At 67.4% G+C, this 16,852-nt stretch carries 17 protein-coding genes and 2 tRNA genes; 4 read left to right on the plus strand and 15 right to left on the minus strand.

The features are described 5' to 3' along the window. Window positions 1–14: 14 nt before the first annotated feature. The 10 genes from KHC27_RS00205 to KHC27_RS00250 form a co-directional block, all read right to left on the minus strand. Complete coding sequence (locus KHC27_RS00205) at window positions 15–1,349, minus strand: ABC transporter substrate-binding protein (RefSeq protein WP_213333785.1); 1,335 nt, start codon at window positions 1,347–1,349, stop codon at window positions 15–17. 62 nt (window positions 1,350–1,411) lie between these two features. Beyond that, the gene (locus KHC27_RS00210) at window positions 1,412–2,455 is read right to left on the minus strand and encodes a branched-chain amino acid ABC transporter permease (protein WP_213333786.1); all 1,044 of its coding nucleotides are present in this window, start codon (window positions 2,453–2,455) and stop codon (window positions 1,412–1,414) included. Between the two features lie 3 nt (window positions 2,456–2,458). After that, window positions 2,459–3,349, minus strand: a complete 891-nt coding sequence (locus KHC27_RS00215) for a branched-chain amino acid ABC transporter permease (protein WP_213333787.1) — start codon at window positions 3,347–3,349, stop codon at window positions 2,459–2,461. Then, window positions 3,349–4,299, minus strand: coding sequence for an ABC transporter ATP-binding protein (locus tag KHC27_RS00220; protein ID WP_213333788.1), 951 nt, complete (start codon window positions 4,297–4,299; stop codon window positions 3,349–3,351). The genes KHC27_RS00215 and KHC27_RS00220 overlap by 1 nt, the downstream gene beginning before the upstream one ends. A 50-nt stretch (window positions 4,300–4,349) precedes the next feature. After that, entirely contained in the window at window positions 4,350–5,474 is a 1,125-nt protein-coding gene (gene sfnG, locus KHC27_RS00225) for a dimethylsulfone monooxygenase SfnG (protein WP_213333789.1), read from the minus strand. Between the two features lie 25 nt (window positions 5,475–5,499). Continuing rightward, a complete protein-coding gene (gene msuE / locus KHC27_RS00230; RefSeq protein WP_213333790.1) occupies window positions 5,500–6,075 on the minus strand; it encodes an FMN reductase in 576 nt (191 codons plus the stop codon). 203 nt (window positions 6,076–6,278) lie between these two features. Then, window positions 6,279–7,556 (minus strand): 3-oxo-tetronate kinase, encoded by a 1,278-nt coding sequence (gene otnK / locus KHC27_RS00235; protein ID WP_213333792.1) that lies wholly within the window; start codon window positions 7,554–7,556, stop codon window positions 6,279–6,281. After that, window positions 7,553–8,335: a 2-oxo-tetronate isomerase gene (gene otnI, locus KHC27_RS00240; RefSeq protein WP_213333794.1), complete on the minus strand. Its 783-nt coding sequence runs from the start codon at window positions 8,333–8,335 to the stop codon at window positions 7,553–7,555. The genes otnK and otnI overlap by 4 nt, the downstream gene beginning before the upstream one ends. Before the next feature lie 15 nt (window positions 8,336–8,350). Beyond that, complete coding sequence (ltnD, locus tag KHC27_RS00245) at window positions 8,351–9,325, minus strand: L-threonate dehydrogenase (RefSeq protein ID WP_213333796.1); 975 nt, start codon at window positions 9,323–9,325, stop codon at window positions 8,351–8,353. A gap of 100 nt (window positions 9,326–9,425) precedes the next feature. Continuing rightward, window positions 9,426–10,739 (minus strand): MFS transporter, encoded by a 1,314-nt coding sequence (locus KHC27_RS00250; RefSeq protein WP_213333797.1) that lies wholly within the window; start codon window positions 10,737–10,739, stop codon window positions 9,426–9,428. Window positions 10,740–11,011: 272 nt separating this feature from the next. Between KHC27_RS00250 and KHC27_RS00255 the strand changes: the two genes are divergently transcribed. After that, complete coding sequence (locus tag KHC27_RS00255) at window positions 11,012–12,031, plus strand: LacI family DNA-binding transcriptional regulator (protein WP_213333798.1); 1,020 nt, start codon at window positions 11,012–11,014, stop codon at window positions 12,029–12,031. A 268-nt stretch (window positions 12,032–12,299) separates the two neighbouring features. Here KHC27_RS00255 and KHC27_RS00260 read toward each other — a convergent pair. After that, window positions 12,300–12,374: transfer RNA gene (locus tag KHC27_RS00260), tRNA-Glu, on the minus strand. Window positions 12,375–12,605: 231 nt separating this feature from the next. Continuing rightward, window positions 12,606–13,028: a VOC family protein gene (locus KHC27_RS00265; RefSeq protein ID WP_213333799.1), complete on the minus strand. Its 423-nt coding sequence runs from the start codon at window positions 13,026–13,028 to the stop codon at window positions 12,606–12,608. A 129-nt stretch (window positions 13,029–13,157) separates the two neighbouring features. Here KHC27_RS00265 and KHC27_RS00270 point away from each other — a divergent pair, with 129 nt between their 5' ends. The 3 genes from KHC27_RS00270 to KHC27_RS00280 all read left to right on the plus strand — a co-directional run bounded on the left by KHC27_RS00270 (window position 13,158) and on the right by KHC27_RS00280 (window position 15,151). Then, the gene (locus KHC27_RS00270) at window positions 13,158–13,868 is read left to right on the plus strand and encodes an SIR2 family NAD-dependent protein deacylase (protein WP_213333883.1); all 711 of its coding nucleotides are present in this window, start codon (window positions 13,158–13,160) and stop codon (window positions 13,866–13,868) included. Window positions 13,869–13,992: 124 nt separating this feature from the next. Next, window positions 13,993–14,616 (plus strand): cold-shock protein, encoded by a 624-nt coding sequence (locus KHC27_RS00275; protein WP_213333800.1) that lies wholly within the window; start codon window positions 13,993–13,995, stop codon window positions 14,614–14,616. A gap of 43 nt (window positions 14,617–14,659) precedes the next feature. Further along, window positions 14,660–15,151 (plus strand): DUF192 domain-containing protein, encoded by a 492-nt coding sequence (locus KHC27_RS00280; RefSeq protein ID WP_246518616.1) that lies wholly within the window; start codon window positions 14,660–14,662, stop codon window positions 15,149–15,151. 15 nt (window positions 15,152–15,166) lie between these two features. On the opposite strand, the gene KHC27_RS00285 is transcribed toward KHC27_RS00280, so the two are convergent. From KHC27_RS00285 to KHC27_RS00295, 3 genes are all read right to left on the minus strand, one after another. Continuing rightward, complete coding sequence (locus KHC27_RS00285; RefSeq protein WP_213333801.1) at window positions 15,167–15,676, minus strand: hypothetical protein; 510 nt, start codon at window positions 15,674–15,676, stop codon at window positions 15,167–15,169. Window positions 15,677–15,801: 125 nt separating this feature from the next. Beyond that, window positions 15,802–16,512 (minus strand): SOS response-associated peptidase, encoded by a 711-nt coding sequence (locus tag KHC27_RS00290; protein ID WP_213333802.1) that lies wholly within the window; start codon window positions 16,510–16,512, stop codon window positions 15,802–15,804. A 204-nt stretch (window positions 16,513–16,716) separates the two neighbouring features. Then, window positions 16,717–16,793: transfer RNA gene (locus KHC27_RS00295), tRNA-Arg, on the minus strand. Between the last annotated feature and the right edge of the window lie 59 nt (window positions 16,794–16,852).

Consider the following 16,852-nt stretch of genomic DNA (forward strand, 5'->3'; position numbering starts at 1 on the left):
CCGCGCGCCGGGGCTCAGTTGGTCACCTGGTCGGCGTCAGCGGCGGTGCGGAGCGGGATGTTGTGCTCCTTGGCATAGGCTTCCGACGACTTCTCGATGATCGGCCGCAGCAGGGCCCAGTCCGGCGCGATCCAGTCGGAAACGACGTTCCACTTGCTGCCGTCCCACTGCTGGAAGGTCACGAGGCCATCGCCCTCGTGGTTGTCCCAGGTGACGTTGATGGAGTGGAACAGCCCCTTGGCCCCCAGCGCCTCGACCCGGGCGGGATCCAGCTTGAGGTGCTCGAGGCCCCAGCGGACTTCGTCGCCGGTGAGGGTGCGCTTGCCGAATTTCTCCTGGGCGATGCGGATGGCCTCGACGTTGAGGATGCCGTTCACCACGCCGAGGTTGTGGTAGACGCTGCCGATGCGCTTCTTGTCCTCGAGATTGCCCTTGCCGGCGTCATAGACGACCTTCTGGATCTCCTGCAGCACCGGATACTGGGCGCCGGACGCCTGGGTGGTGATGGCGGTATAGCCCTTGGCGGCGTCACCGGCGGGGATGACATCCTCTTCCGAGTTCGACCAGACATTGCCGATGATGCGATCGGCGGGGAAGCCGGTCTTCTGCGCCGTCTTGAGCGCCACGGGGTTCATCACGCCCCAGCCGCGCAGCACGACATAGTCGGGCTTGGCGCGACGGATGGTGAGCCACTGCGCCTGCTGCTCGTTGCCGGGATGCGGCACCTCGATCTGCTGGACCTCGAAGCCGTACTTCTTCGCCAGCAGCTCATAGATCGGGATGGTCTCCTTGCCGTAGGGCGAGCCGTGATAGAGCACCACGATCTTCTTGCCCTTCAGCTTGTCCAGCCCGCCTTCCTTGGTGCCGAGGTAGTTGATGATGCCCGACGTCTCGCTGTAGGGGTTCAGCAGCAGCGGGAAGATGTACTTGAACACCCGGCCGTCGGTTGAATCGGTGCGGCCGTGGTTGATGGTGAGCAGCGGCACCTTGTCGGCGGTCACCCGGTCGATCAGCGCGTAGGCGATGCCGACCGAGAGCGGGTTCCAGGTCGCGATGCCGGGATGGTTCTTGAACCGCTCATAGACCTCGACGCCCTTTTCGACCTCGTACTGGGTCTCGCCCTCGTCCCACGTCAGCTTGACGCCGTTGACGCCGCCGTCGCGGATGTTGATCAGGTTGAGATAGTCGATGAAGCCGCCAAAGAATCCTGTGCCGCCGGCGGCGTAGGGGCCGACGCGGTAGCTTTGCAGCGGAAAGAACTGTTCGTCGGCGAAGGCCGCGGTGGACAGCGGGAGGAGGGCGAGCGCGGCGGAGAGCGCCGTTGCCTTGAGTAGCCGGGAGAGGCTCATGATAGACCCCGTTGGATGGATGAAGAGGTTTTGGCCGCAGGCCTTGGGCGTGCGGTGAGATGTCAGGTCGGGCGGCCGCCCAGGCGGCGCGCCGCACGGCGGCCGAGTTCGGCGAGGCCCTTGGGTTCGGCGATCAGGAACAGGATGATGAGGGCGCCGATGACGATGCGCTGGCTCATCTCGACGACACCGGAGTCGACGATGCCCCCCAGCAGTTCGCCGCCGAGGCGTGACAGCAGCAGGGGGAAGACGACGATGAAGCCGGCTCCGAGGAAGGCGCCCCGGATGGAGGCAAGGCCACCGATGATGATGATGAAGAGGATCTGGAACGACCGGTCGAGGTTGAAGCCGGCCGGCTCCACCGTGCGCAGGTAGGCGAAGGCCCAGAGCACGCCGGCGACCCCGATGATGAAGGAGGAGACCGCGAAGGCGAGCAGCTTGGTCCGCAGCACCGGCACGCCGATGACCCGTGCCGCCGTCTGGTTGTCGCGCACGGCAATGAAGTTCCGGCCGGTCTGCGCGCGCGTCAGCCGCCAGGCCAGGAAGGTCAGCACCGTCACGATGCCGAGCGAGAAGAGGTAGCGTCCGACGGCCGTGTCGAAGGTCACGGAGGCGATCTTCAGCGGCGGCGCGTTGATGATGCCGGACGGATTGTCGTTCGAGAACCAGCCGAACTTGGTCAGCGCCCACTGCACAAAGAACTGCGCCGCCAGCGTCGAGACGGCGAGATAGAAGCCGCGCAGCCGCAGGCTCGGCAGGCCAAAGATCAGCCCTATCCCCGCCGCCGTCAGCCCGGCCAGCACGATGCTGACGAGGAAGGGCAGCTCGGGAACGCGGAGATTGAAGTTGTAGGCGGCAAAGGCACCGACGGCCATGAAGGCCGCAGAGCCCAGCGAGACCTGCCCCGCATAGCCGGTGAGGAGGTTGAGCCCGACGCCTGCCAGCGCCAGGGCGAGGAACGGTGTCAGGATCGCCTCGAACAGATAGTCCGATCCCACCGAGGGCAGCACGACGAAGGCGATGAACAGGATGGCGGCGACGGTGAGGCCGCCAATGGCAGCCCGTGGCAGGCTGCGTTCGATGGAGGGGGTGACACTGATCGACATGGCTCAGACCCGCTCCACCAGCTTCTGGCCGAACAGGCCGGAGGGACGCACCAGCAGGAAGGCGAGGGCGACCACATAGGCGAACCAGCTTTCGATGCCGCCGCCGAGGAAGGGGCCGATATAGACTTCCGCCAGTTTCTCGGTGGCGCCGACCAGGAGGCCGCCGATGATGGCGCCCGCGATCGAGTCGAAGCCGCCGAGCACCAGCACCGGCAGCGCCTTCAGCACCACCAGCGACAGCGAGAACTGAACGCCGAGCCGCGCCCCCCAGAGCAGGCCCGCCACCAGCGCGACCACGCCCGACGCCGTCCATACGATGGCCCAGATGCGGGTCAGCCGCAGGCCGACGGCAAGCGCCGCGAAGGGGTCGTCGGCAACGGCGCGGAAGGCGAGGCCGATCCGGGTGTAGCGAAAGAACAGCGTGATCAGCGCCACCATCAGCGCCGCGGTGGCGGCGGCGAACAGATCGAAGCTCGAGATGAGGACGCCGCCGACCTCGAAGGGTACGTCGTCGATGCCGAGATCGAGACCATGCACCTGGGTGCCCCACAGGAGCTGCGCGCCCCCTTCGATGACGTAGGACAGGCCGAGCGTGGCGAGGAACAGCGTGATCGGCGGCTGGTTGACCAGCGGGCGCAGCACCACGCGCTCGATCAGCGTGCCGAGAATGGCCAGCAGCACCAGCGTCAGCCCGATCGAGGCCCAGAACGGCACGCCGCGCTCGTGGAGGCTGACGAAGGTGAGCGCGGCGAAGAGCAGGAGGGCGCCCTGCGCGAAGTTGAGAACGCCTGAAGTCTTGTAGATCAGGACGAAGCCGATCGCGACGAGGGAGTACATCACCCCCGACAGCAGGCCGCCGACCAGAACCTCGATGAAAAACTGGACGTCCTCCATCACACCGCCTCCTCGATCTCGAGCGTTTCGTCGGCGTCGTGGGCGACACCGAGATAGGCGTCGATGACCAGCGGATCGGCGGCAATGTCGTGCGGGGTGCCGTCGGCGATCTTCCGGCCGTAATCCAGCACGGCGACGCGATCGCACAGACCCATCACGACCCCGATATCGTGCTCGATGAGCACGATGGTCGTGCCGTAGGTGTCCCGGGCCTCGCGGACGAAGGCGGCGAGCTCCTGCTTTTCGGTCGCGGTCATGCCCGCCATCGGTTCGTCGAGCAGCAGCAGGCGTGGGCGGGCCACCAGCGCGCGGGCGAGCTCGACCCGCTTCTGCAGCCCGTAGGAGAGTTCGCCGGCCGGGCGGTGGGCGACGCCGGACAGATGCAGGAAGGCAACGATCGCCTCCGCCTTGGCGCGGTTGGCGGCATCCTCGCGCCGCGCCGCCGGCAGCCCCAGCACCTGCCCCAGCGGCCCCGAGCGGATGGTGGAGGTGAGGCCCATCACCACGTTCTCGAGAACGGTGAGTCCGCCGAATAAGGCGAGATTCTGAAAGGTGCGGGCGACGCCGAGATGGGCGAGACGCTGGGTCGGCACCTCGGTGAAGTCGACTCCGGCGATCCGGACGTGGCCGGCACTCGGCCGGTAGAGACCGCTGACGATGTTGAGCAGCGAGCTTTTGCCGGCGCCGTTCGGCCCGATGACGCCCCGGATTTCGCCGGGCGCCACCGTGAGATCGATATCCGCGAGTGCGGTAACGCCGCCGAAGCGAAGCGACACGCCGGAAATGGCGAGAACGGCGTCGCGCTCCGCGCCCGGCTGGGCAGACTCCACATCCGCCCCGCGCTCTGCCGGCCCCGATCGCGACCTGCCGGGGTCGCGCGTGACGCCGGCAGGCTCGAAGGGATACAGGTCTCCTGCCGGGAGCAAGGCCCCGGTGGTGGCCGATGACATCAATGATCTCCGCAGAAAGAGGCGGGCCGCAGGGCCGGCCGGCAGCAGGGTCAGGCCGCCACTTCCGTGGCCGCCTGCGATGCCTCCCGCCGCGCTTCGAGTTCGCGCACCAGCGGGACGACCCGCTTGCCGAAGAACTCCACTTCCTCCTGGAAATGCAGGAAGCCGAGCAGGATCAGGTCGGCGCCGGCATCCTTGAGCGCCAGAATGCGCTCGGCGACCTGCTGCGGGGTGCCGATGAGATTGGAACGGAATCCGTCATTATACTGCACGAGATCCTCGAAGCTGGATTTCGCCCAGTTGCCTTCGCCCTCGGGCGAGGCCTTGCCGGCGTTCTTCACTTCGTGGCCAAAGGCGTTCACCGCCTCCGGGTTGGCCTTGGCAATGATCTCGTCCAGCACCGCCTTGGCCTCGGCCTCGGTCTCGCGGACGATGGCGAAGGCGTTCACGCCGATCTTCACGCTGTGCCCGCTCTCCGCCGCCTTGGACCGGATATCGTTGACCTGCTTCCGGATTTCGTCGGGCGTGTTGCCGTTGGTGAAGTACCAGTCCGACACCCGCGCCGCCATATCGCGGGCCGCCCGCGAGGAGCCGCCCTGGAAGATCTCGGGCAGGGGTTCAAGCGGCTTGGGCTTCAGCGAGTAATTGTTGAAGCGGTAGAAATCGCCGCGGAAGGTGAAGTTGTCTTCCGTCCAGATGCCGCGCAGGGCGCGGATGAATTCTTCCGACCGGCGATAGCGCTCGTCGTGATCGAGCCAGGGCTCGCCGATGGCGGCGAATTCACCGCGGAACCAGCCGGAGACGACGTTCACCGCGATGCGGCCCTCGGTAAGATGGTTGATGGTGGCGATCTGCTTGGCCGCAAGGGTCGGGTTCCACGGCCCCGGCAGGATGGCCGCGATCACCTTGAGCCTCTCGGTGGCCGCGAGCAGGGCGTGGCTGAACGAGACCGATTCATGCTGGAATTCGGCGCCATAGCCGGCGGTGAAGCGGATCTGGCTCAGCGCATAGTCAAACCCGCTCCGCTCGGCGATCTGCGCGAGCTTGCGGTTGTAGTCGATGTCCCAGCTCGTGCGCTGCTCGATGTTGCTGATCACCAGGCCGCCCGAGACATTGGGAACCCAGTAGGCAAACTTAACGGCGTCTTCGCTGGGCTGTACGGCCTCAGTGCTCATGGCTCTTCTCCTGAAGGAAGGGAATTCACGCGGCCGCGTCGGCGAGAGACGCTTCTTCGCCGCGCCACGCGCCCTCGATGACCCGCCCGGCTTCTTCGACCACGCGGTCGAGACGGCCTTCCACGGCGGGATTGGTGATGCGGTAGTTGGTGAAGTCGGTGTCCAGCGCGTAAAGCGGCGTCGGCAGCACGAGGCTGCGGAAAAACGCAAAAAGCGGCCGGAGCTGATGATCGGGAACGAGGCCGTGAAGCGGCGTTCCGCCCGTAGCGACCAGCACGACCGGTTTGCCCGCCAGGGTCTCGTAGCCGACCAGATCGAACAGGTGCTTCAGGGCGCCGGTATAGGAGGCCCGGTACACCGGCGAGCCGACGACGAGAGCGTCCGCCGTCTCCACGGCCTTCACCAAAGCAGCACCCTCCTCGTCGAGATGGGCAGCCGTCAGCGCGCGGAACAGAACAGGTGCGGCATCCACCAGTTCGATGATCCGCGACGGCGCGCCGACACGCTCGGCGAGGCGGCTGGTGACGTCGGACACCAGCGCTGCCGTACGCGACGGGCGGCGGACGTTTCCCGAGATGCCGAGGATCAGGCGGTGTGTCATGGTTCTGAGGCCTTGGATGCGTCAGACCGGTATAAATATATTCGCTAGAATTACTAGACTATTTTTGAAGCCGGGAACTCTTCCGCCGTGCAGGCGACGGAATGTCGCACATCGTCGCCGTGGCAAGGGCGCGAGAGCCGGTCCTGCCGCGACCGTCGCCGGTGTTGGCGCGGCCCGGCTTGGGGTCGCGCGCCGTCTGTCGCTCAGCGCATCAGGCGAAGAGCGTCCATGAAGAAGTCCGGCCCACCGAAATTGCCGGATTTCAGCGCCAGCAGCATGTCGGTGGTGTCCGCCCCCAGGGTGCGGAGCACCGGCACGCCGGGTGCGATCTCGGCGCCAACACGGAAGGCACGCAGGCCGAGGCGGTCGACCACCGCGCCGGAGGTCTCGCCGCCCGCCACCACCAGACGGTGCACGCCGGCATCCACCAGCCCCGCGGCGATGTCCGCGAGCGCATGCTCGATCGCGCTCCCGACCGACTCCCGGCCGTGGCGCGCCTGGATGGCCGCCACCTGTTCCGGGGTCCCGCTGGAGGCGATGAGGACCGGCCCCTGTGCAAGGAGCGGCAGAGCCCACGAGAGCGCGCGTCCCGCCTCGTCGGGGTCGGTGACCAGCCGCTCGGTATCGAGCCGGAGAACCGGCATGACCGCTTCGGCCCGTTCGATCTGCGCGAGCGTCGCCCGGGAGCAACTGCCGGCGAGGCAGGCCGCGTGGCCGCCGAGAGCCGGACCGAGCGCCTCGCCGGTTGGGTGTGGCGTCACCGCGCCGCTGGCGACGAGGCCACGCGCAAGGCCGATGCCGAGGCCGGACGCGCCCACGGACAGCCGCTGGTCCAGCGCGGCTCTGCCGATGGGCTCCAGATCGGCGTTCTCGACGACATCGACGATGGCCGCGCCGGTCCCCTCGTGCGCGAGCGCCGTCCGGCGCGCCCGAATGGCATCGGGGCCGCTGCGCACCGTCGCGAGGTCGACCAGCCCGACCGGCGCCGTGCTCTGGCGGGCAAGGACGCGCACCAGATTGGCGTCGCGCATCGGGTTGAGGGGATGGTCCTTCAGCGGGCTTTCATTGAGCGGCACCGCGCCGACGAACAGGTGGCCCTGGTAGATCGTGCGTCCGGTCTGCGGGAACGCCGATGTCACGAGCACCGTGGTTTCGCCGGCGTCGGCACGCAGCGCGTCGGTCACTGGCCCGATATTGCCGGCATCCGTCGAATCGAAGGTCGAGCAGATCTTGAACATCACATGGCCGGCGCCCTGGCCCCGCAGCCAGCGATCGGCGGCGCGGGAGCGCTCGACCGCTTCGGCGGCGGCGATGGAGCGGCTCTTGAGCGCGACAACCACCGCGTCCACCGCGTCGAGAGGCAGGTCCGCGCCCGGCACGCCGATGGTCTGAACCGTGCGGAGCCCGGCGAGGGTGAGCGCATTGGCGAGGTCCGAGGCACCGGTATAGTCGTCGGCGATGCAGCCCAGCTTCAATGTCATGACGGTCTCCGGGCATAGGGTGCGAACCAGCCGAGGCCGGCCAGGGTTCCTGCGCGTGGGTTGTATTCGCAACCGACGAAGCCGTCGTAGCCCAGCCGGTCCAGTTCGTCGAAAAGGAAGGGGTAGTTCAGCTCCTCGCCATCCGGCTCATGGCGCGAGGGGACGCTGGCGATCTGCACATGGCCGATCATCGGCAGAAGCTGCCGGAGCGCCATCGTCGCGTCGCCATGCAGGATCTGACGGTGGAACAGGTCGAACTGCAGCTTCACGTTGGGCAGTCCGAGCCGGGTGATCAGCTCGGCCGCGTAGCCGAAATCGTCGAGGAAATAACCGGGAACGCTGCGCCGGTTGATCGGCTCCAGCAGCAGGTCGATGCCGTGCTGGCCAAGCTGTTCCCCCGCGAAAGCCACGGCGTCACGATAGGCCGCCGCAGCCGCGGGGTCGCCGCGCTCGGCGACGCCGGCCATGAGGTGAAGCCGCTTGACGCCCGTGTGCTGCGCATAGCGCAGCGCCGTTGCGACGCCGCGGCGGACGTCGCCAGCCCGATCGGGCAGGGCGGCGAGGCCACGTTCGCCCGCCGCCCAGTCGCCGGGAGGCAGGTTGAAAAGGGCCTGCTGCAGGCTGTTGCGGCGGAGCCTGTCGGCGATCGCCTCCGGCGGGTGCTCATAGGGGAACAGGAACTCGACCGCCGTGAAGCCGGCCTCGGCCGCCGCATCGAAACGGTCGAGGAAAGCCCACTCGGTGAACATCAGCGTGAGGTTGGCGGCAAAACGGGGCATGGAACACTCGCGTCGTCAGGCGGCCGGCTCATGGGCAGGGCCGGGCAGGGGGGTGCCGGTGATGCGGGCATACAGGCGCGCGACCGAGGCATCATCGTCCCGGCCCATGCCGGCGGCCGAGGCGGCGAGGAACATCTGCAGCGCCGCGGCCGAGACCGGCACGGGAAACCGGCTCGAACGGGCCATGTCCTGGATGATGCCAAGGTCCTTCACGAAGATGTCGACCGCGCTGCGCGGGGCGTAGTCGCCCTCGATCACATGAGGGATGCGGTTCTCGAACATCCAGCTGTTGCCGGCGGACTGGGTGATGACCTCATAAACCTTCGCGATATCCAGCCCCTGACGCGCCGCGAAGGTGATGGCTTCGCAGGCGGCGGCGATATGCACGCCGGCCAGTAGCTGGTTGATCATCTTGAAGGCCGCCCCCTGTCCCGGGGCGTCACCGAGTTCGTAAAGCCTGGCCGCCATCGCATCGAGCGCCGGGCGGGCCTTGGCGAAGGCTTCGGTGCTGCCGGAGGCGAGGATCGTCAGGGCGCCCTCGGCGGCACGCTGCGCACCGCCGCTGATCGGCGCATCGAGATAATGGCGTCCGCTGGCTTCGAGCCGGGCCGCGAGGCTGCGGGCGATATCCGGGTCCATGGTGGCCGAGGAGATGAAGACCGAACCCGCCGGTAGCGTCTCGGCCACGCCGCCCGGATCGAACAGGATCGCGCTGGTCTGCGCCGCGTTCACCACGACGCTGACGACGACAGCCGCCCCTGTCGCCGCCTCTGAGGGGGTGCTGGCGCCCTTGCCGCCGCTGGCGACGAAACGGTCCACCGTTGCCGGGCTCACATCGCAGCCGACGACATCGAAGCCCCTGCGCAACAGGCTGGTCGCCATGCCGAAGCCCATCGACCCCAACCCGATGACCGCGATGCGTCCCGGGCTGCCGCCTGCGGCAGAGGCAGCGGATTCGGCGAGAGTTTCGGGATTGATGGCGTGGGTCATGTCGGAATCCTCGCGCGCCCGGGCGCGTCGAATGGGAAGAAGGGAGGGAACACCCAAGAAAGCGGCCCGCGCCGAAGCGCGGGCCCAGTGGTCGGGAGACTCAGCGATTGACCAGCCGTGCCGGCGTCGAGAGCACGGCGACGACACCCACCAGGAGGAAGCCGGCAAGGGCATACATGCCGATCTGGTTGGAGCCGGTGAGGTCCTTCAGGAAGCCGATGAGATAGGGGCTGACGAAGCCGGCCAGATTCCCGACCGAATTGATCAGCGCGATGCCCGCAGCGGCCGCCGTGCCGGTGAGGAACGCCGTCGGCAGCGACCAGAACAGCGGGGCGCAGGTGATGACGCCGGCCGCGGCGATGGAAAGGCTGAGGATCGCCAGCGGCGTGCTCGTCGAGGTCGCGGCGACGATGAAGCCGATCGCGCCGCAGGTGGCGGGGATGATGAGGTGCCAGCGCCGTTCGCGACGATGATCCGCGCTGCGGCCGACGAGCACCATGGTCACGGCGGCGCAGAGGAAGGGAATGGCGCTGATGAGACCAATATTGAGGTTGCCGGTCACGCCGGTCGCCTTGATGAGGGTCGGCATCCAGAACGTCAGGGCATACTGGCCGGTGACGAAGGAGAAGTAGATCAGGCACATCAGCCAGACCCGCCCGTCCTTGAAGACGCCGCCGACGGAGCGCGGCGTCTCCTTGGTGCGGTTGTCGCGGGCGATCTCGGCCTCCAGCAGCGCCTTCTCGTCCTCGGCGAGCCATTTGGCTTCGCGGATGCCGTTGTCGAGATAGAAGAACACCGCCACGCCGAGGAGCAGCGCGGGAATGGCCTCGATGAGGAACATCCACTGCCACCCCGCCAGGCCGTGGGTTTCATGGAAGGCGTCCATGATCCAGCCCGACAGCGGATTGCCGAAGATGCCGGAGATCGGAATGGCCGCCATGAACACGGCGATGATCCGGGCGCGCCGGTGTGAGGGATACCAATAGGTGAGATAGAGGATGATGCCGGGGTAGAAGCCGGCCTCCGCGATGCCGAGCAGGAACCGCAGCACGTAGAACGTGGTCGCGTTCGGCACCAGCAGGAAGGCTGCGGAGATGATCCCCCACGACACCATGATCCGCGCGATCCACACCCGCGCGCCGATCTTGTGAAGCATGATGTTGCTCGGCACTTCGAACAGGAAGTAGCCGAAGAAGAAGACGCCGGCGCCGAAGCCGAACACGGTCTCGCTGAAGCCGAGGTCCTGCGACATCTGCAGCTTCGCGAAGCCCACATTCACGCGGTCGAGATACGCGACGACGTAGCAGAGCATCAGGAACGGAACGATTCGCCAGAAGACCTTGCCATAGGCACGCTTCTCGAGATCGCCTGCCGCTGCTCCCGCAGCCGGCGCGGCGTCAGCCTGCACGCTCATTGGACCCTCCCCAGGGGGCTGCCGGTACCTTCCGGCGAGATGTTGATCCTGGGTCGTTGAATCGACCTCGTCCTAGCACTGACGTTTGGCAGCGCTTGCATTGTTGGATAGCACGCATTGGCAGCGCTGCCAAATAGGTTTGCGGCCTTTTTGCGAAGAGGTGTGGAAACCGCCTGCCGCGGCGGGGTCGCGTTGAAGCGGTGCTGCCGCGCCGTATAGTGGGCCGAGCATGCGGCGCGGCTGCGAGGCGGCGCGATCACGGGACGCTCAGGATGACGGACGACGACGCCGGCCCGAACCGGATCCCTTTTGTGCCGGTCACGCTGAGCGACGTCGCCCGGGAGGCGCGCGTGGGGGAAAGCACGGCATCCCGGGTGCTGCGGAACCAGGGCTCCTTCTCGGAGAGGACCCGGAGCCGCGTCAAGGCCGCCGCCGAGCGGCTTGGCTATGTGCCCAACCGCATAGCCGGCACGCTCGCCTCCACCGGCTCCCGGCTGATCGGGATCGTCGTGCCGTCTTTCGCCAATATCGTCTTCGCCGAGGTGCTCCGTGGGGCGAATGCGGTGCTCGACGACACCGATTTCCAGTCGGTCATCGGTGTGACGGACTACCGCCAGGAGCAGGAGGAAAGGCTCGTCTCTTCGCTGCTGGCGTGGCGGCCGGCGGGGTTCATCCTCGCCGGCCTTGAACACTCGCCGGCGGCGACGACCATGCTGAAGGCGAGCGGCGCGCGGATCGCCGAGCTGCTGGACATCGACGGCGCCGGGCTCGACATCGTGGTCGGCTTCTCCAACGAGGCGGCGGGGCGGGCAAGCGCCCGCCATCTGGTGGCGCGGGGCTATCGGCGTATCGGCTATGTCGGCCACGATCTCGACAGGGATCTGCGGGCGGCGAAACGTTTTCGCGGCTTTGCGCAGGCGCTCGCGGAGGCCGGGCTGTCGCTGCACGACCGGGAGGTTGTCGGCCAGCCCTCCTCGGTCGAGGCGGGGAAGGATGGGCTGGCTCGCCTGCTGGATCGCCGCAGCGGTCTGGACGCGGTCTATTTCTCCAATGACGACATGGCCTTGGGGGGCTATTTCCTGTGTCTGGCGCGCGGCCTCGCCGTGCCGCGGGATCTTGCGCTGTTCGGCTATAACGGGCTCGACATCGCGCGGCACACCCCCCAGCCTCTCACGACGCTTCGGACCCCGCGCCTTCGCATCGGTGAGATCGGTGCCCGGCTTCTCGTCTCCGGCGCCCCGGCGCAGGTGGTGGACGTCGGCTTCGAACTCGTCGAGGGCGCGACCGCGTGAGGCGGCACATCGCCCCGGACCTTCTCCAGGGCCGGCGGATAAGCGGGCCTCAGGTCAACCGCTGCCGCACACGGCGTCGGAGGCCTGCGCCGCATTCACCGGGCCGCGGGCCGATGTTGTCCAGCAGATCGGCATCGGCGCGGCAGCACCGCTTCAACGCGACCACGCCGCGGATGTCATATGGAAGTCTTGATCGAGGATCGTGCCGGACAAAGCCGCTATCACCGACCAAGCCACCCTTTGGGGTGTTCGCGGTTCTGTGCGGGAGTGGCGCGCCCTAGGGGAGTCGAACCCCTCTCTCCACCGTGAAAGGGTGGCGTCCTAACCGATAGACGAAGGGCGCGCAGGCGGAACGGCTTATAGGGATTTGCTTCGGGGTGCACAAGTCACCCCGCGCCGGTCATTCACAGGTCGTTCGACCTTTTTCGGCGGACCTTGCCGACACGGACCGCGGCGGCGCTGCAGCGTCAGCTCGACCGGGGGCTGTTCGAAGGCGGGGTAGTGGCACCGGGTGTCGTCGTCTTCTCCGGTGCCTCCTTGGGCCGGGTCCCCGTGCCCGAGTTCCCCGTCCCGCTCACCACTTGCCGGTGTTCGGCATAGAGGCCCAAGGCTCCTCGGGGGCCTTGGCTCCGCCTTTCTGCAGCAGCTCGATGGAGATGTTGTCCGGCGAGCGGATGAAGGCCATATAGCCGTCGCGGGGCGGCCGGTTGATGACGACGCCGGCGGCCTGGAGGCGGGCGCAGGTGGCGTAGATGTCGTCGACTTCATAGGCGAGGTGGCCGAAATTCCGGCCTTCGCCATAGACTTCCGGGTCCCAGTTGAAGGTCAGCTCGACCTCGGCCAGTCCGGCCTGTCCGGGGGCGGCAAGAAAGACGAGGGTGTAGCGACCCTGCGGCACCTCCTTGCGGCGCACCTCCTCGAGGCCCAGCTTGTTCACGTAGAAATCCAGCGACGCGTCGAGATCGGTGACGCGCACCATCGTGTGCAGGTACTTCATGGGGTCCTCGCGACGGGATGCCGCGCGCCGCCGGCAGCGGCCGCGGGAAAGGGCAGGCCGGTGGAACATAGGCTGGTAAGCGCAGACATCAAGCCGGCACGGGAGGCGCTTCGCGCCGTGCTGGACTCGATGCGCGCGGGCGTGGCCTTCACCGGCGCCGGGATCTCGACCGAATGCGGCATTCCCGATTTCCGCTCCCCCGGCGGGTTCTGGTCCCGCAACCGCCCGATCTCCTTTGACGACTTCCTCGCCAGCCGCGAGGCGCGCAACGAAGCGTGGCGGCGGCGTTTCGCCATGGAAGCGGCGTTTGGCGGGGCCCGGCCGGGACGCGGCCATCGTGCGCTGGCGCGCGGGGTCGAGCGGGGGCGGCTGACGGGTGTGATCACCCAGAACATCGACGGTCTCCACCACGCCTCCGGGGTGCCGGCGGAGCGGCTGGTCGAGCTTCATGGCAACAGCACCTATGCGACGTGCCTCAACTGCGGCCTGCGCTACGAGCTGGGGTGGGTTAGGACCCGTTTCGAGGCCGCCGGCGGCGCAGCGCCGGACTGCGCCACGTGCGGCGGGCCGGTGAAGACGGCGAGCGTCTCCTTCGGCCAGGCAATGCCGGCCGATGAGATGCGGCGGGCGCGCCAAATGGCGCGGAGCTGCGACGTCTTCCTCGCCATAGGCTCCTCCCTCGTGGTTTTTCCCGCGGCACGGCTGCCGCTCGAGGCCCGGCAGGCGGGGGCGACGCTGGTCATCATCAATCGCGAGCCGACCGAATTCGACGCGATGGCCGATCTCGTCCTGCGCGTCGATATCGGGGATGTCCTCGACAATCTGTTCGACTCCCCTTGAACCCGGCGGGTTTTCGGTGGGTAGCGAATCAAATTGAGGTTTCCGCCGGGACATCGGATGTTATGCTTGTCCGGAATCGGCGGCGGGTGCGCGTGTCGTGAAGCGGGCAGGGGCGTAGGACAGAATGGCGTCCGATGAAACTGGACACCGATACGGGCTGACCAGGCGGGGTCCGCATGTGGATCGGCCGGGCGACGAGGCCACGGACGATGTGCATGACGCCATGCCCGCCGAAGGCGTCGTCGAGATCGCCGGCACGATAAAGTGGTTCGATGTCTCCAAAGGGTACGGCTTCATCATACCGGATGGGGGCGGGCGTGACGTGCTGCTGCACGTCACCTGTCTGCGCCGTGGCGGCTATCAGACCGCGCAGGAGGGCGCGCGCATCGTGTGCGAAGCCGTGGCGCGCGAGCGTGGGTTCCAGGCGCTGCGGATCCTGTCGATGGATGAATCGACGGCTCTCCATCACTCCGAGCTGCCGCCGGCCCGAACCCATGTCGCGGTTCAGCCGACCGGCGGTTTCGAACCGGCCGTGGTGAAGTGGTTCAACCGGCTCAGGGGGTTCGGCTTCCTCTCGCGTGGGGATGGGACGCCCGACATATTCGTGCATATGGAGACGCTGCGCCGGCACGGCTTGACCGAACTTCGGCCGGGGCAGATGGTGCTGGTGCGCTTCGGTCCGGGCCCCAAGGGGCTCATGGCGGCCGAGGTGAGGCCTGATGGTTCCGCGACGCCGTCGTCCCATTGAGGCGCGTCGCTTGAGGGAGAGCGCCCCCGGCGCCGCGTTCCTGATGATGTTTGCCCGTTTCCGCCGCGCGTCCTGGCTCGATCTGCGGGCCTTGTGTGCCGCGCTGCTCGCCGTGGCCCTGCTGCTGCCTGCGGCCGGTGCCGCCGGTGCCGCGACCTTCGAAGCCCTCTCGATCCGTACCGCGAAAGGCACGGTCGACTTCAAGGTCGAGGTGGCCCAGACCGACGCGGAGCGGGAACGCGGCCTGATGTACCGGACGGAACTGAAACCCGACACCGGCATGCTGTTCGATTTCAAGCTGCCGCAGCCGGTCTATATGTGGATGAAGAACACCTATATCCCGCTCGATATGGTGTTCATCGCCGCGGATGGCCGCATCGCCAATATTGCCGAGAACACCACGCCGCTCTCGACGGACGTCATCGCGAGCGATGGGCAGGTGCGCGCGGTGCTCGAACTCGCCGGCGGCACGGCGCGCGCAAAGGGCATCGCCGTGGGTGATCGTGTCCGCTACCGCCTGTTCCCGGAGAAATGACGCAGGACCTCGTCTTCAGGCATCGGCCTGCAGGGTTGCGGCGATGGGCGCCTCGATGATCGGGCCGGTGCTGCCCGCCGGCCGGATCTTGACCACCATCGACAGCGGCCGCGCTTCGACGGCGGGTCTGGTGTAGACGAGGACCGACTCGTTGGCCTCGGAGTCGTCGGCTGTCGTGGACAGCGTCATCGGTGCGCGGCCGGGCAGGCGGATCACATCGATCTCCTCGAACACCGTCCGCCCGTTGTTCGGTCCGGTGGCGAGGCCGGATTGCATCGCGTCCCGCACGCTGATGATGCAGGCATCCTCCGGCTCGCGGACATGAATCTCGAAGGCTTCCCAGGCAGAGCCTCCCCGTCCCTGCATCTCGACCCGCACCGTCCACCAGCCGTCGACGCCGGTGCCCTGTAGCCGCACCGAAATGGCGGGGGCTTCAGGCCGACCCCGCCGGCGCCAAAATCGCAGTCCGGCGACGAGGGCAACACCGCCAGTAGCGGCCAGGGCAAGGTGCAGCCAATCGCTCATAAGCATGCTTCCAGTTCACGAATGAACTCTAGTATTCGGCACCTTATGAGGCACCTGATAATGCCTCATGATTCCGATCAAAATATCAGAGGCCCCATGACTTATTTGCGTACAAAGTGTGCGCGTCAGAACAGTGAGCCCTGAGCCGGAGCGACGGCGGGCGCAGGGGGGCCGTCGCTTCCGCTGTCCTGCTTGGCGGCGCCGCGGGCGACGATGCGAAGCAGCGCGGCCGCCAGCGGGCGTTGCAGCGCCTGTGCTTCGCTCCAGGGCGCGCGCAGCCACACCTGTCGCTCCTCCTGCGTGGTGAGGATCACCGGCATGGCTTTCGGGTGGATCGGTTCCACAACGGCGTTGGGGGCACAGGTCAGGAAGCCGAACAGCTCATGCTGGCCTTCGATCGGCGCTGCCTTGGTGCCTCGGCGGCCCGACCAGCGGCACCACAGCCCCGCGAAGACTGCCAGAGAGCGGCGTTCGTCGCGCGCAAACCAGACGATGTCGCGACGGCCGGTCACCGGATCGGCCTTCTCGGCATACTCGCTGAAGGCGGTGAAGGGCACGAGGCAGCGATGCGCCGGTCCCGTCCAGGCCCGCCAGTGAGGGGAGGCGAGATTGCGAATATTGGTGACGGGTGGGCCGTTGATGCTCGGCGGGGAGGGCATGCCCCAGCGGGCCATGGCGAGTTCGAGTTCGCCATCGCTTCCGGTGCGGATGATGGGAGCGGGCGTATCGGGAAAAATCGCGGGTTGGGCGGGCAGGTTGCTGGCCGCATTGCGCAGCGTGCCGACGAGGTCGGTGAGCGCCTGAACGTTGCTGTGATGGTTGTAGAGGTTGCACATGGACGGATGCTAGCGCGCCGGCCCCGCACCCTCAACGCGGCGACATTGCAGAGGTCTTCCCGCGGCCGATGTGGGCAAACCGCTCGGGATTATCCCGGGACCATGTGTGACGACCAGAGCACGAAACAGGCCATATGATCGCGTTCCGTCCGTCCCGCCCATGACCCGGGAGGGACATTTTTGCCTGTTGTCCTAATGGTTAGATGGCGACCGCGGCTGGGCTCGAACCAGCGACCTGCCGCTTAGAAGGCGGCTGCTCTATCCAGCTGAGCTACGCGGCCGGGTCATCGCGCCGTCGGCGCGGGTACAGGCCATACGCCCCATCGGGGCCGGATCAGCC

Origin of the sequence: Ancylobacter lacus, assembly GCF_018390635.1 — a bacterium.
GTDB lineage: Bacteria > Pseudomonadota > Alphaproteobacteria > Rhizobiales > Xanthobacteraceae > Ancylobacter > Ancylobacter lacus.